Here is a 15,182-nt window from a genome sequence, read left to right on the forward strand (position 1 = left end):
ACGCGATCTTCGTGGTGGTGGAGGGAGGCTCCGCAGGGGCGGGTGATCGAACAAGATCCAGTCAAGACCTGTGCGGATGCCGCTCCCTGCGGCAATACTTGCCGCCGTGCACCTCTTCCCGCGCCGCGCACGGCGGGCGGAGGTGACCGTCCGATGACCGAGGGGGAGGTCGAGGTCAAGGTGACATATCCGCCGAACGGCAGCGCCGCGCCGCCGGCACAGGCAGCGCCGACGATGCCCGCCGTGCCGCCTCAGACGGGCGGCGCGCAGGCACAGGTTCCGCCGCAGCCCGCGCCCCCGCGCCGCCCCGCCTGGGTCGAGGGGCGGGACCGGCTGCGTGCCGCCGCGACGACGGAGCCGGGCAAGCTGCGGATCATCGGCGCCGTGCTCGCGCTGCTCGTCGTGGCGTTCGGCGCGGTCACCACCTGGCAGATGACGGACCGTTCGGACGCGGCGAACAGCGTGCTGAACCGGAGCCAGCCGCTGAGCGCCGACGCCGCGGCCATCTACCGCTCCCTGGCGGACGCCAACACGGCCGCGTCCAGCGGCTTCCTGGCCGGCGGTCAGGAGCCCGCGGATGTGCGCGACCGGTACAAGCGGGACATCAAGACCGCGTCCGAGAAACTGGCGAACGCCGCGTCGAACGCGGGCGCGGGATCGTCGGCGGCCACCTCGGTGAGCGAGCTGAACAAGCTGCTTCCGGAGTACACGGGCCTGATCGAGCGCGCCCGCGCGAACAACCGCCAGGGCCTCCCCCTCGGCGGCGCCTATCTGCGGTACGCGAACGACAAGATGCAGAAGCAGATGCTCCCGGCCGCCGAGAAGCTCTACACGGCGGAGAACCAGCGGCTCGGCGCGGACTACGACGACGCGAAGCCCTACCCCTGGTTCGCCATCGCCCTCGGCGTGCTCGCCCTCGCCGCCCTCGGCTGGGCCCAGCGGCGCAACTACCGGCGGACGAACCGGGTGTTCAACCACGGTCTGGTCGCCGCGACGGCCGCGTCGACGGTGGTCCTGCTCTGGCTGATCGCCGGGCACACCTTCGCGCGGGCGGGGCTCAGTGATTCGTACGACCATGGCGTGAAGTCCCTGAACGTGCTGCACGACGCGCGGATCAACTCCCTGAAGGCCAGGAGCAACGAGAACCTGACGCTGGTCAGCCGCGGCGCGGAGACCGTCGAGGTCGGCCCGGCGGACAAGCCGGAGATCAAGGACAAGTTCGACTACGAGTACCAGGCGCAGATGAAGCGGCTCGGCAGTGCCGACAGCGGGCTGCTCGGCCAGGCGGTGGCCATCGCCGACGACGCCGCGGGCAAGAACCCCGTGAAGGACGCCGCGAAGAACGTGTCGGTCTGGAAGGACCGCCACAAGACCGCGCGGGACAGCGACGACGCGGGTGACTACAAGGGAGCGCTCGCCAAGGTCGTCGGCGACAAGAGCGACGAGCCGACCGGCGAGTGCTTCGACAACGTGGACAAGGCCCTGGAGCAGGCCCTGGCGCACGAGCAGGGCGAGTTCAAGCAGGCCGCGAGCGACGGCAAGGGCGCGATGGCGGGCCTTCCGGTGGGTGCCGCCGTGCTCGCGGTGCTCGCCGCGGCGGGCGCGGTGCTCGGCATCGGGCGCCGGCTTTCGGAGTACCGGTGAGAGGGGGCGGGCGGACGATGCGTACGCGAGGACTGGCGAGGCTGCGCGGCTGGGGCGGAGCCGCGGCCATGGCGGTGGCCTGCGCCCTCACGGGCTCCCTCGTGCTCGTGCTGCCGGAGATGGGCGGGGGGGCCGGTGGCTCCGGGAAGGACGACGACGGTGCGGGGCAGGCCGGGCGGGGCTCGGCGGCGGCCGCTCCGGCGCGGGCCGAGGAGTGCGAGAAGCCCGAGGCCAGCCTGTCGCCGGACGACAAGGACGGCCCGACGATCGAGGCGATCCGCAACCGCAAGGTGAAGAAGCTGATCGTCGGCGTCGACCAGAACAGCTACCGCTGGGGCTATCGCGACCCGAACAAGAAGACGGCGACGCTCGAGGGCTTCGACATCGACCTGGCGCACAAGATCGCCGAGGAGATCCTCGGCGACCGGGACGCGGTCCTGTTCCGCGCCATCCCCACGAACCAGCGGGTCAAGGCGATCCAGAGCGGCCAGGTCGACATGGTCGTACGGACGATGACGATCACCTGCGACCGGGAGAAGGAAGTCGCCTTCTCCACCGCCTACTTCAAGACCGGCCAGCAGATCCTCGCCCCCAAGTCCGCCGACATCACCGGGTTCGACGACTCGCTCGACGGCAAGAAGGTCTGTTCCGCGAAGGGTTCCACGGCGCTCGGTCAGCTCGAGGAGCTCAAGAAGAAGGGCCTGGATGCCGACATCGGGACTACGGTCCCGAATCAACTCGACTGCCTGGTAAGGCTCCAGCTCGGTGAGGTGGACGCCGTCGTGACGGACAGCGCGCTCGCCGCGAGCCAGGCCGCGCAGGACCCGACGGTCGAGCTGAAGGGCGACGCGCCGCTCAACACGGAGTACTACGGCGTGGCGATGAAGAAGCCGGAGGGCGGCGCGGACGACCTGGTGCGGCGGGTGAACCAGGTCTTGGAGGACTACCGCAAGAGCGACAACGGCTGGCAGAAGTCGTACGACAAGTGGCTGAAGCCCGCGCTCGGCGAATCGGCGGGACCGCCCGCACCGACGTACAGCGACTGACCGCCAGGCACCGGCGAAGGCAGCGGAACACGGCAACGCAGAGCGGAGAGGTGATCGATGAGCGTCGCGGGACCCCCCGGTCCTGTGATGGACCGGGACGAGGTGGACCGTGCGCTGGCGCGGCTCGACGCCGAGCACGAGGCGATCGAGACCTCGCTCCTCGCCCTCCAGGATCACGCTGGCCGCCGCCTCCTGGAGGGTGCGGGCCTGACCGGCACCACCCAGGAGCGCTGGGCGGCCACGGAGCAGCAGATCACGCTGCTCTGGGCCTACTTCGACGCGTACGCGGGTGCGCTGCGCACCGCCCGCGACATCCGGGCCCGCAGACGCTGGCCCAACCGTGACGATCTGGCGGAGCTGACCGAACTGCTCCGCGGCGAGAGCGTCACGGTCGCCGGCGGCGCCGCCCCCGCGCCGTCGTCGATCACCGGCCCCGCCAAGCTCACCGAACGCTTCACGCTGGCCGACCTCGTCGCACGGATGAACGACCTGTACGCGAACTCGCTGGACATGGTCGTCGCCGCGGACGCGGTGTGGTCGGCGCTGCCCGCGCGTATAGACCTCCTCGCGGCGGAGCTGCAGCGCACCCGTCAGCTCGCGCACTCCGTCGGCGTACGCCCCGGTGAGCATCCGGCGGGCGACGACCTGGAGCGGATCACGGCCGAGCTGACGCTGCTCCGTGAGCAGGTGGTGACCGACCCGCTGGCCTTCTGGCAGCCCGCGCCGGGCAGTTCGGCCCCCGGCGGCGGCCGCCCGCACACCGAGCGCTACGACCGCGAGGCCCGCGCCCTGGAGGACGTACGCAGGGAGATCGACGCGGTGCTCACGGTCCGGCAGGACGCCGAACTGCGGCTCGGCAGGCTGCGCGACGTGCTGTCCCGCGCGGACCGCACGCTCGCCGAGGCGCGGTCCGCGCGTGGCGAGGTCCTCGCCAAGATCGCCGCATCCGAGGTGCCCGCGGTGAGTGGACCGCCGACGGCGCTGCAGGAGCAGCTGGCCATGGCGTCCGACTACCGCAGGCACGCCCAGTGGCACCGCCTCTCACCGCTCCTGGAGTCCCTGGAGCAGAAGGCCGAGGACGAACTCCTGCGCGCCCGCGAGTCGTTGACGGCCGTCACCCAGCCCCTCGCGGTCCGCGCCGAGCTGCGCGGGCGCCTGGACGCCTACAAGGCGAAGGTCGCCCGGCACGGCCACGCGGAGGACCCGCTCCTGGTCGAGCGGTACGACGCGGCCCGCCGGATGCTGTGGAGCGCGCCCTGTGATCTGCGCGTGGCCGAACAGGCGGTGCTGCGCTACCAGCAGGCCGCCGCCGAAGTCCTTGCACCGAGGGTGCCGCAGCAGGGCGGTCCCACCGACCGGAGGGGGGAAGCATGAGTGAGCAGCGGAAGTGCCAGCGACCGGGATGTGCGGGGTCGTACGAGGACGTGGGCGGCGGCGAGCTGTACTGCGACACCTGCGGCCTGGCGCCGGTCGTCTCGCCGAGCGGCATGGTGTCCTCGCCCCCGACCGGCATCACCGGTGGCGGCAAGGGGTCCAACAGCAGCAGTTCACGCAACAGTTCACGCTCCTCGACGTCCCGCTCGTCCCGCTCGTCGACGTCTCGCCGCTCGGTCTCGGGGCGGCTCTCGCGCTCCCTGTCGGGCAGCACGACGTCCCGTTCGGTGTCGGTGCGCAGCTCGGGCTCGGCGGCCGGTTCGTCGGGGCGCGGCAGGCTGGGCGCGGGTCTGGTTCAGGTGCCGGAGGTGCCGCGGCCCGATCCGCGGCAGGCGGTGCAGGCGCATCCCGAGGTGCCCGAGCGGAAGCGGTTCTGCTCGCGCTCGGACTGCGGGGCGCCGGTCGGCCGTGCGCGCGGTGACCGTCCCGGCCGCACGGAGGGGTTCTGCACCAAGTGCGGGCACCCGTACTCGTTCGTGCCGAAGCTGAATCCGGGCGACATCGTGCACGGCCAGTACGAGGTCGTGGGCTGTCTGGCGCACGGCGGGCTCGGCTGGGTGTATCTCGCCATCGACCGCGCGGTCTCCGACCGCTGGGTGGTCCTCAAGGGTCTGCTGGACACGGGCGACCAGGACGCGATGGCCGCGGCGATCTCCGAGCGCCGCTTCCTCGCCGAGATCGAGCACTCCAACATCGTCCGGATCTACAACTTCGTCGAGCACCTCGACCAGCGCACGGGCTCCATGGACGGCTACATCGTCATGGAGTACGTCGGCGGAAAGTCCCTGAAGGAGATCGCCAACGGCCGGCGTACGGCGGAGGGGAAGCGCGATCCGCTGCCGGTGGAGCAGGCGTGCGCGTTCGGCATCGAGGCCCTGGAGGCGCTGGGCCATCTGCACAGCCGCAATCTGCTGTACTGCGACTTCAAGGTCGACAACGCGATCCAGACCGAGGACCAGCTCAAGCTGATCGACATGGGCGCGGTCCGCCGGATGGACGACGACGAGTCGGCGATCTACGGAACGGTCGGCTATCAGGGCCCCGAAGTCGCCGAGGCCGGCCCCTCTGTGGCCTCCGACCTCTACACGGTGGCGCGCACCCTCGCCGTGCTCACCTTCGACTTCCAGGGCTACACGAACGTGTTCGTGGACTCCCTGCCGGACCCCGACAACATCGAGGTCTTCCGCAAGTACGAGTCCTTCTACCGCCTGTTGGTACGTGCCACCGACCCGGACCCCGCGCGCAGGTTCGCCTCCGCGCAGGAGATGTCGGAACAGCTGACGGGCGTGCTGCGGGAGGTCGTGGCGCTGCAGACGGGTCGGCCGCGCCCGTCCCTGTCCACCCTCTTCGGGCCCGAAGTGAAGGTCACGGACACGGAGTTGTTCGCCGAGCTCACGGAGGACGTCTCGCGCCTCGGGGCGCGTGCGCTGCCCGTGGGCCGGCGCGGCGGCCGTCCGGAGCTGGCGGCGGGCAACGGCGGTCCGCCTCCCGCCCCTGCCGCGCCGCCGGCCAGGATCGTCCGCCACCTCGACGCCCCCGCGACGGCGCTGGCGCTGCCGGTGCCCCGCGTCGACCCGAATGACCCGAACGCCGGTTTCCTGGCGGGCCTGATGGCCTCCGCGCCCGCCGAGCTGATCACCGCGCTGCGGGCCGCGCCCGCCGACTCGGTGGAGCTGCGCCTGCGCGGACTGCGCGCCCGGCTCGCCATGGGTGAACTGGAGCCCGCGGCGCAGGCGTTGGCCGAGCTGGAGCTCCAGCATCCGGACGACTGGCGGGTGGTCTGGTACCGGGGCGTGGCCTCGCTGGCGACCGGCGACCACGAGAACGCGGCGCTGTCCTTCGACGCCGTGTACGACGCCTTCCCCGGCGAGCCCGCGCCGAAGCTGGCCCTCGGCGTCTGCGCGGAGGTCCTGGGGCAGCTGGACAACGCGGCGGAGTACTACCGCCTGGTGTGGACGACCGACCCGAGCTATGTCAGCGCCGCGTTCGGCCTGGCACGGGTGCAGCTCGCGGCGGACGACCGGCGCGGTGCCGTCGCCACCCTGGAGTCGGTGCCGGAGGCCTCGATCCACTACACGGCGGCGCGGGTCGCCGCGGTGCGGGCGAGGCTGCGGATGGCGCTGTCCGCCGCGCCGCCGCCCGGAGGCGCCTTCCCCGGCTTCCCCGGCTTCCTCGACGACCTGACGGCCGCAGCGGGGCAGGTCGAGGCCCTCGCGGGCTTCGGCCTCGACGCGGTGCGCCGGGAGCGCCTGTCGACCGAGGTCCTCGGCACCGCCCTGGACTGGGTACTCTCCGGTAGTCACTCCGGTCACGCCGCCGCGCCACCGACAGCGTCGCCCGGCGGCTCGCGGACCGTGCTGCTGGGCAGCGATCTGGACGAGCGGGGACTCCGGTTCGGCCTTGAACGCTCGTACCGGACACTGGCCCGGCTCGCCCAGGGTGGCGAGGAGAGGATCGAACTGGTGGAGCGGGCCAACCGTTTCCGCCCCCGGACGTGGGTGTGAAGATGTCGCAGATGCACCAGCAGACTGCCGGGGCCGCCGGTTCCACGTGCCCCAGCTGCGAAGAGCCGCTGGAGGCGGGTGACCTCTTCTGCGGCGCCTGCGGGTACGACCTGTCGGCGCAGCCGGTGGGCTCGGCGGACGCGGAGCACGATCACCCCACGGTGGCGATCAACCGCCCGTCCAGTGCCGCTTCCACCGAGTGGCCCGTCGCCCCGGACGTGGACAGTTCGGACATGCCGGTGCCCGCGCATCTGCCGACGGATCTGCCGGGCACGGACTCGGCGGGCGGCGAGCTGGCGTCCGACGGGCGCGGCATGCGCACCGACCGGCCGTCGGCGGACCCCGCCGAGCCGGACGAGTACCCGCTGGCCGCACCGGGCCCCCGCCCGGAGACCGAGCCCGCCGATCCCCGTACGGCGCTGCCCGAGCCCACCCCGCCGGCCGGCACCAAGCTCTGCGTGGCGTGCCGCTCGGGCCGGGTCGACCCGGACGGCTACTGCGAGAACTGCGGGCACGCCCAGCCGCGCGAGCGCGACCACATGGAGCAGGAGCTGGACGCGGTCGCCGCGGTCAGCGACCGGGGGCTTCGCCACCACCGCAACGAGGACGCGTTCGCGATCTCGTCGGCCGCGCTGCCGGACGGTTCGCCGGCCGTCGTCGCGATCGTCTGTGACGGCGTCTCCTCGGCGACGCGCCCCGACGAGGCCTCGCTCGCCGCGTCACGGGCGGCCAACGAGTCGCTGCTCGAATCGCTGCCGCGCGGCACGCATCCGCAGCAGGCCATGCACGACGCGATCCTCTCGGCCTCCGACGCCGTGAACGCGCTCGCCGCGGAGCCCACCGAGGCCAGGGAGCACTCCCCGCACCAGAACGCGCCCGCGTGCACGCTCGTCGGCTCGATCGTCGCGGGCGGACTGCTCGTCGTCGGCTGGGTCGGCGACAGCCGCGCGTACTGGGTGCCCGACGACCGCAGTGGTCCGACGGTCCGCCTGACCGAGGACGACTCGTGGGCCGCGCAGATGGTGGCCGCGGGTCTGATGAACGAGGCGGAGGCGTACGCGGACGAGCGCGCGCACGCCATCACGGGCTGGCTCGGCGCGGACGCGTACGAACTGGAGCCGCACACCGCTTCCTTCAAGCCGGACCGTGCGGGTGTAGTGGTGGTGTGCACGGACGGTCTGTGGAACTACGCGGAGGCGGTGGAGGAAATGGCCGCCGCCGTACCCGCCGACTCCGCGGCCCGGCCGCTGCACAGCGCCCAGGTCCTGGTCGGTCACGCCCTGGACGGCGGGGGCCACGACAACGTAACAGTGGCGATTGTGCCGTTCCGTGTCATGCCCCAAGGGGCAGGATCGGCCTAGAGAAGGCCCCGGCAACGGGCCTCGGGGCACACGCACTTGTCACCCACCTGCTTGGGGAAGCGGGTGGGACGTCTAGGGGGAGCAGGGATCCATGGCCAACTTCTCGAAGTCGAACGTGCCGCAGTTCTCGGTCGACGTGTATCAGAACGAGTACCTCCCGGAGGGCGGCCGCGAGGTCAACGCGATCGCCACGGTGACCTCGACGGGCGGGGGCACGGTCGGTTCCGCGGTCAGCGCCCCGCACCTCTACTCGGCGGGGCAGAGCCCGGACGCGGCCGTGGCGATCATGGTCGACTGTTCCGGTTCGATGGACTATCCGCCGACGAAGATGCGCGGGGCCCGCGACGCCACCTCCGCCGCGATCGACGCCGTACGCGACGGGGTGCACTTCGCGGTGATCGGCGGCACGCATGTCGCCAAGGAGGTCTTCCCCGGGGACGGGCGGCTCGCGGTGGCGGGGCCGCAGACGCGGGCGCAGGCCAAGCAGGCGCTGCGCAAGCTCAGCGCGGGCGGCGGCACGGCGATCGGCACCTGGCTGCGGCTCGCCGACCGGCTGCTCGCGTCGGCCGACGTATCGATCCGGCACGGGATCCTGCTCACCGACGGGCGCAATGAACACGAGTCACCCGAGGACCTGAGGGCCGCGCTCGACTCCTGCGCGGGCCGCTTCACCTGTGACGCCCGCGGCGTCGGCACGGACTGGGAGGTGAAAGAGGTCACAGGGATCGCCTCCGCGCTGCTCGGCAGCGCCGACATCGTCGCCGACCCGTCCGGCCTGTCCGCCGACTTCACGCAGATGATGGAGGCGGCGATGGGCAAGGAGGTCGCCGACGTCAGTCTGCGGCTGTGGACGCCGATGGGCGTGGAGATCAAGTTCGTCAAGCAAGTGGCGCCCACGGTCGAGGAGTTGACCGACCGCCGCACGGAGGCCGGGCCGCGCGCCGGGGACTATCCCACCGGGTCCTGGGGCGACGAGTCCCGCGACTACCACATCTGTGTCGAGGTGCCGGGCGCCGAGCTGGGCCAGGAGATGCTGGCGGCCCGCGTCTCCTTGATCGTCCCGCAGCCGGACGGCAGCGCGCAGACGCTCTCGCAGGGCCTGGTGCGGGCCGTGTGGACGGACGACATGGCCGCTTCCACGTCGATCAATCCGCAGGTGGCGCACTACACGGGCCAGGCGGAACTGGCACAAGTCATCCAACAGGGCCTGGATGCCCGCAAAGCGGGCGATGTCGACGGGGCAACGGCCAAACTGGGCCGCGCCGTTCAGCTCGCCAGCGCCTCGGGCAACGCGGACACCGCGAAGCTGCTTTCGAAGGTGGTCGACGTGGTCGATGCCGTGGCAGGTACTGTTCGATTGAAGGCGAGGGTCGCCGAGGCCGACGAGATGACTCTCGAGACGCGGTCCACGAAGACCGTTCGCGTGAAGAAGTAGCAGCATCAGCTGCCAGCCATCAGCCCCACCAACAGCACGTACGGCCATTGGGCCGGAGAAGGAGAGGGGGAAGCGCCGACATGCCGACCTGCCCGAACGGACACCAGTCGGGTTCCGACGACTGGTGCGAGGTCTGCGGTCACCGCATGGCCGGTGCCGTACCGCCGCCCCCGCCGCCACCCCCGGCCGCTCCCGGCTACGGCTACCCGCCGCCGGGCCCCGGCCAGGACGCGGGCTTCCCGCCCGCCCCCGGTGCCCCGCATCTGGCCGCCGTGCCGGACCAGCCCGCCGAGGCGGAGCTCTGCCCGCAGTGCCGCACGCCCCGCGAGGCGAACGCGCCGTTCTGCGAGGAGTGCCGCTGGAACTTCCTGACGAACACGGCGACCTCGTACACCCCGGCCGCCCCGCACCCGCCCGCGCCGAACCCGGCGCAGCAGTTCCAGCAGCAGCAGTTCCAGCAGCAGGGCCCGCCGGCGCCGCCCGCGGGCACCCAGCCGGGCCAGGACCCCTTCGGGTACCAGGGCTCGCGTCCCTCGCAGATGAACCGCCCGGCCGAGCCGATCCCGCCGTTCGGCAACGGCAACGGCGGAGCACCCGGCCAGGTCCCCCCGCCGCCCTTCAACGGCGGCGGCGAGCCCTCGGGGCCCCCGCAGCCGTTCCAGCAGCAGGGTCCGGCGGCACCGCCCGCGTTCCCGCAGGAGGGCGGCACTCCGCCGCCTCCGCCGCAGCCCGGCCCCGGCGCTCCGGGTCCGTCCTTCGGCGGCGGTGACGACTGGGTGCTCTCGCCGCCCTCGTCGGCCGCTCCCGGCCCCGGCGCCCCGCCCGCCCCGCAGGCGCCCGAGCAGGGCGACTGGACCCGGCAGCCGCAAGGTCCGGGCCCGCAGGGTCCGCAGGGCGCACAGGCCCCGCAGCCGCAGGGTCCCGGCGGCTACGGCCCCGGTGTCGGCACGGTCTCCTGGACCGCGACGATCGGCCCGGACCGCGAGTACTTCATGGCGATGATGCACCGCAGCGGCCCCGAGGCCTCGGGCCTGAACCTGCCCGCGTACTCGCCGGAGCAGCAGCGTCCGCTGGTCGGCAACCAGATCACGATCGGCCGCCGCAGGCACTCCACGGGTGACACCCCGGACATCGACCTGTCGGTGCCGCCGGAGGACCCGGGCGTCTCGCACCAGCACGCGGTCCTGGTCCAGCAGCCGGACGGCAGCTGGGCGGTCGTCGACCAGAACTCGACGAACGGCACGACGGTCAACAACGGCGAGGAGCCCATCCAGCCGTTCGTCCCCGTGCCGCTCCAGGACGGCGACCAGGTGCACGTCGGCGCCTGGACGACGATCACCATCCGGCACGGCTAGGACAGCAGGCAGGACGGCCGGTCACAGGGGCCAGGCGTACGGCCCTTCGGGTTCGTCGAGCCAGGCCCACTCGTGCGGGCCGCTGACGCTGACGCCGAACCGCTCGCGCGCCGGCCGGCCCTCGCGCTGCCACAGGGCGAGGGCCTCATAGGGGTCGAGGCTCCCGGCGGTCAGCTCCAGCAAGAAACGGAACAGCTCGTTCTGCAGGGCCCTGCGGGGCAGCCCTCCCAGGTGCTGCTCCCGCGGGGCCCGCGTGCTGCCGCCCCGCAGCGGCACGAAGTACGCGGGCGTGTGCAGGAACCGCCCCTCGGCGTGCGTCGCGTCCCGCACCGTCAGCGCGATCAGGCCGGTGGCGAGCGGCGCCAGGATGCGGGCGCCGGGCCTGCACTGGGCGAGCCAGGCGCGCGGCACCGAGGTCAGCGTGCAGGTCGCGATGATCCGGTCGTACGGGGCGTGCTCCGGGCAGCCCGCGGCGCCGTCCCCGGTCACCACGGCCGGACGGTGGCCGGCCGCCGCGAGATGCCGCCGGGCGGACTCGGTGATCTCCGGGTCCAGGTCGACGGTGGTGACGCGCTCCTCGCCCAGCCGGTCGGCGAGCAGCGCCGCGTTGTAGCCGGTGCCCGCGCCGATCTCCAGGACGTCGCAGCCGCCGTCCGGCAGCTCCAGTTCCTCCAGCATCTTCGCCATCAGGGACGGCTGGCTGCTGGACGAGACGAGCTCTCCGTCGCGTACGCGGGTGGCGAGCGGGGCGTCGGCGTACGCACCGTCCAGCCAGCGCGCCCGGCGGTCCGGGTCGGGGTCCTCGCCCCACAGTCGTTCGTAGCCGCCGCCCGAGGCCGCCACGTAGTAGTACGGCACGAACAGATGGCGCGGCACGCATGCGAAGGCGGACCGCAGGGCCGGGTCCCGCAGCAGGGCACCGCTCGCCTCGATCTCGCGCACCAGGGCGGCCCTGGCCCGCTCCGCGGGGAGGGGGTCGGCTTCGGGTCCTTCGGGTCCTACGGGGACGGGGTCGGCTTCGGGTCCCATACAGCCACTGTGCTGCCGCGAGGCCCGCGAGGCGAGCGGCGGACACCCATCCACTGAGGGCCGGGACCTAAGTCTTCCGTACTCGGCCGCCCCGTCTGAGAGCATGGACCATGTGAATGAGATCCCGCGCGGCACGCTTCAGGAGCAGACCTTCTACGAACAGGTCGGCGGCGAGGAGACCTTCAGGCGCCTGGTGCACCTCTTCTACCAGGGAGTTTCGGAGGATCCGCTGCTGCGGCCGATGTACCCGGAGGAGGATCTGGGCCCGGCCGAGGAGCGTCTCGCGCTGTTCCTGATGCAGTACTGGGGCGGCCCGCGCACGTACAGCGACAACCGCGGCCACCCTCGGCTGCGGATGCGGCACGCTCCGTTCACCGTCGACAGGGCCGCGCACGACGCCTGGCTGAAGCACATGCGGGCGGCCGTCGACGAGCTGAAGCTGTCCGAGGAGCATGAGCGGACGCTGTGGAACTACCTGACGTACGCGGCGGCGTCCATGGTCAACTCCGAGGGCTGAGGCAGGACGGCCGGCTCCGGGGGGAGCCGAGCGGGGGCGAGGGGGGCTGTGACGGGGTTCATCTTTCTGCGCGTGCGCGCGCACCGGCTGCTGCTCGCGGCGGCGCTGCTCGCCGTGCTCCTCACCACCGCCGTGCTGGCCACGCTGACCGCGTTCTCCGGCTCGATCGGCGACGCGGCGCTGCGGCACTCCCTGCGCACCCGCTCCGCCGCGCAGGCCTCGCTCGTCGTGGGGGCCCAAGTCCCGCCCGGTGCGCGGGAGTCGGCGGACGTGGCGGTACGGGAGGGGGCGCGGCGCACGTTCGACGGGTTACCGGTGGGGCTTCGCTCCCTGGCCCGTTCGGGGCCGTACGCGCTGCCGGGCGCGGCTCAGGGCGAGGATCCGGACCTCACGCATTTCGCGGCGTTTGACCGCTCCAGGGTCCGCCTGACGAAGGGCAGTTGGCCTTCCTCGTACGCGAAGGACGCGACGGACGCGACGGACGCGACGGACGCGACGGACGCGAAAGATTCGAAGGGCGCGAAGAACACCAGGGGCCCGAGGCGCGCGAAGGCCCCGATCGACGTGGCCCTCCCCGAAGCCGCCGCCGCCCGTCTGAAGCTCGGCCCCGGCTCCACCCCCCTCACCCTCACCGACCGCCTCACCGGACCGAAGGTCACCGTCCGGATCACCGGCGTCTACCGCCCCGCCGATCCCACCGACCCCTACTGGCAGCTCGACGAGCTGGGCGGGCGCGGGGTGCGCGAGAGCGTCTTCCTCACGTACGGGCCGCTGCTCGCCGATCCGACGGCCCTGGGGAAGGTCTCGGCGGGCCGCACGCAGTGGCTGGCGACGGCGGACTTCCGCGACGTCACCACGGACCGGATCGACGCACTGCGCGAGGCGGCGCGGACCGGACCCGCCGCGCTCGCCAAGTCGACTTCGCCGGGCGGCAGTCCGAGCGCGAGCACCTCGCTCCCCGAGGTCCTGGAGCGGGCCGAGCGGGCCCTGCTGGTGTCCCGTTCGACGCTTCTGATCGTCGCCCTTCAGCTGATCATGCTCGCCGGGTACGCACTGCTCCTGGTGGCCCGGCTGCTCGGCACGGAACGCGGCGGCGAGACGGAGCTGCTGCTCGCGCGGGGCGGCTCGCGCGGCAGGGTCGCCTGGCTCGCCACGGTCGAGGCCCTGCTCCTCGCGCTGCCCGCGGCCCTGCTCGCACCGCTGCTCGCGGGCCCGCTGACCGGGCTGCTCGCGGGGCACGGCGCACTGGCCAGGACGGGCGTGCGGCTCGACACCTCCACAGGCACTTCCACGGGTACGGAGGTGTGGCTGATCGGTGTGGCGACGGCGCTGGGCTGTGCGCTTGCGGTGGTCGCGCCCGCACTGTCGTCGGGCGCCGGGGTGCGGCGCGGCTCCCGGTCGGCCGCGCTGCCCGCGCCGCTGCGGGCGGGCGCGGACGTGGGGCTGCTGGTGATCGCGGCGGTGGCGTACTGGCAGCTGGACAGCAGGACGTCTGGTTCGGGCGCGCTGAGCGGTGACGGCGCGGGCGGCCTCGGGATCGACCCGCTGCTGGTGGCGGCTCCCGCGCTGGCGCTGCTCGCGGGCACGGTCGTGACACTGCGGCTGCTGCCGCCCGCAGCGCGGCTCGCCGAGCGCAGGGCAGCGCGGGGGCGCGGCCTGTCGGGCGCGCTGGCCGGCTGGCAGCTGAGCCGCAGGCCCCTGCGGGGCGCGGGCCCGGTGCTTCTCCTCGTGCTCGCCGTGGCGCTCGGCATGCTGGCGATCGGCCAGAGCGCCTCCTGGGACCGTTCACAGGAGGACCAGGCGGACTTCAGGGCCGGTACGCAGCTCAGGGTGGTCGGCGGCCGGGTCCCCGCGCAGCAGCAGGCCGAGGTGTTCGGCTCGCTCCCGGGCGTCCGGCACGCGGCACCCGCCGCACGCTCCACGATGGACCTCGCCGACGACCGCCAGGCGACGGTGCTCGCACTGGACGCGGCGCGGGCGCTGCCGGGGTTGCTGGTGCGCGGGGACCGCGCGGACCGGGCGGCCCTCGCCGGTGCGCTGCGCTCGGCGGGCGCTCCTCGGGCCATAGCCACCGACCAGTTCCTGCGCTCCAGCGGAGCGTCCGTGGGCTCCCGTGTCGATGTGCCGGTGACCGGCGGTTCGTTGCGCGTGACGATCGCCGACTCGGTGCCCGAGCTGCCGACGACCGGTGAGGCCTCCGGCGTGGAAGAGGCCGACGGGGGCGCCCTGTTGCTCGACCTGCCGAGAGTGAACAAGGTGCTGCGGTCCGACGGCAGGTCCGCGCTCTCCCCCACCGAATGGTGGCTCGGCACCCGGCCCGGGGCCGCCGACGACGCGGCCGCCGCGTTGCGGGCCCGCCCCGACATCGACCCCGAACAGGTCCTGGTCCGCGACGAGATCGCCGCAGGCCTGCGCGACGACCCGCTGGGCGCGGGCCCCCAGTCGGCGCTGCTCGCCGTGGCGGTGGCGGCTGCCGCCCTCGCGGCGGTGGGCTTCGCGGTGAGCGCCGCGGGGTCGCTGCGTGAGCGTTCCGCCGAGTTCGCGGTGCTGCGCGCGCTGGGCGCCCCACGCCGCCAGCTGGCCCGTACCATCGCGGCGGAACAGGGCCTGTTGCTCTCCGTGGCGCTGCTGGTCGGCGTCGCGATCGGCGCGTTCCTGACTCGGGCGGTGGTCCCGCTGATCGTGCTCACCGGAGACGCTGTGCGCCCCGTGCCGCCGGTCCTGGTGGAGCTGCCGATGTCGCACGCGGCGGCGCTCCTGGCCGGCATCGCGGCGGTCCCGCTCCTGATCGTCGCCACCCTGTCCCTGAGCCGCGGCGACCCGCGGGTGTCGCTGCGCCACGAGGGAGGCAACTGAC

General features: G+C 73.2%; 10 protein-coding genes. 9 read left to right on the top strand and 1 reads right to left on the bottom strand.

Annotated features, from left to right (window positions below; all coding sequences use genetic code 11):
- Positions 1-153: 153 nt before the first annotated feature.
- The 7 genes from ACIBKX_RS05255 to ACIBKX_RS05285 all read left to right on the top strand — a co-directional run bounded on the left by ACIBKX_RS05255 (position 154) and on the right by ACIBKX_RS05285 (position 10,779).
- Positions 154-1,644, top strand: a complete 1,491-nt coding sequence (locus ACIBKX_RS05255) for a hypothetical protein (protein WP_399375643.1) — start codon at positions 154-156, stop codon at positions 1,642-1,644.
- A 17-nt stretch (positions 1,645-1,661) separates the two neighbouring features.
- Complete coding sequence (locus ACIBKX_RS05260) at positions 1,662-2,690, top strand: glutamate ABC transporter substrate-binding protein (protein WP_363271782.1); 1,029 nt, start codon at positions 1,662-1,664, stop codon at positions 2,688-2,690.
- Between the two features lie 57 nt (positions 2,691-2,747).
- Positions 2,748-4,064, top strand: a complete 1,317-nt coding sequence (locus tag ACIBKX_RS05265; protein ID WP_363271783.1) for a hypothetical protein — start codon at positions 2,748-2,750, stop codon at positions 4,062-4,064.
- The gene (locus ACIBKX_RS05270) at positions 4,061-6,628 is read left to right on the top strand and encodes a tetratricopeptide repeat protein (protein WP_363271784.1); all 2,568 of its coding nucleotides are present in this window, start codon (positions 4,061-4,063) and stop codon (positions 6,626-6,628) included. The genes ACIBKX_RS05265 and ACIBKX_RS05270 overlap by 4 nt, the downstream gene beginning before the upstream one ends.
- Before the next feature lie 11 nt (positions 6,629-6,639).
- Complete coding sequence (locus ACIBKX_RS05275) at positions 6,640-7,989, top strand: PP2C family serine/threonine-protein phosphatase (protein WP_363271785.1); 1,350 nt, start codon at positions 6,640-6,642, stop codon at positions 7,987-7,989.
- A gap of 91 nt (positions 7,990-8,080) precedes the next feature.
- A complete protein-coding gene (locus ACIBKX_RS05280) occupies positions 8,081-9,424 on the top strand; it encodes a VWA domain-containing protein (RefSeq protein ID WP_363271786.1) in 1,344 nt (447 codons plus the stop codon).
- An 80-nt stretch (positions 9,425-9,504) separates the two neighbouring features.
- Complete coding sequence (locus ACIBKX_RS05285; RefSeq protein ID WP_363271787.1) at positions 9,505-10,779, top strand: FHA domain-containing protein; 1,275 nt, start codon at positions 9,505-9,507, stop codon at positions 10,777-10,779.
- Between the two features lie 21 nt (positions 10,780-10,800).
- Here the strand turns inward: ACIBKX_RS05285 and ACIBKX_RS05290 are convergent, their stop codons facing one another.
- Positions 10,801-11,808 (bottom strand): methyltransferase domain-containing protein, encoded by a 1,008-nt coding sequence (locus tag ACIBKX_RS05290; RefSeq protein ID WP_363271788.1) that lies wholly within the window; start codon positions 11,806-11,808, stop codon positions 10,801-10,803.
- A 103-nt stretch (positions 11,809-11,911) separates the two neighbouring features.
- Between ACIBKX_RS05290 and ACIBKX_RS05295 the strand changes: the two genes are divergently transcribed.
- Positions 11,912-12,325, top strand: a complete 414-nt coding sequence (locus ACIBKX_RS05295) for a globin (RefSeq protein WP_363271789.1) — start codon at positions 11,912-11,914, stop codon at positions 12,323-12,325.
- 48 nt (positions 12,326-12,373) lie between these two features.
- Positions 12,374-15,181 carry an ABC transporter permease gene (locus ACIBKX_RS05300; protein ID WP_363271790.1) on the top strand — a complete coding sequence of 936 codons (2,808 nt, stop codon included), beginning with the start codon at positions 12,374-12,376 and terminating at the stop codon, positions 15,179-15,181.
- Position 15,182 lies beyond the last annotated feature (1 nt).

This window comes from Streptomyces sp. NPDC050658 (assembly GCF_044457025.1).
Classification (GTDB): Bacteria; Actinomycetota; Actinomycetes; order Streptomycetales; family Streptomycetaceae; genus Streptomyces.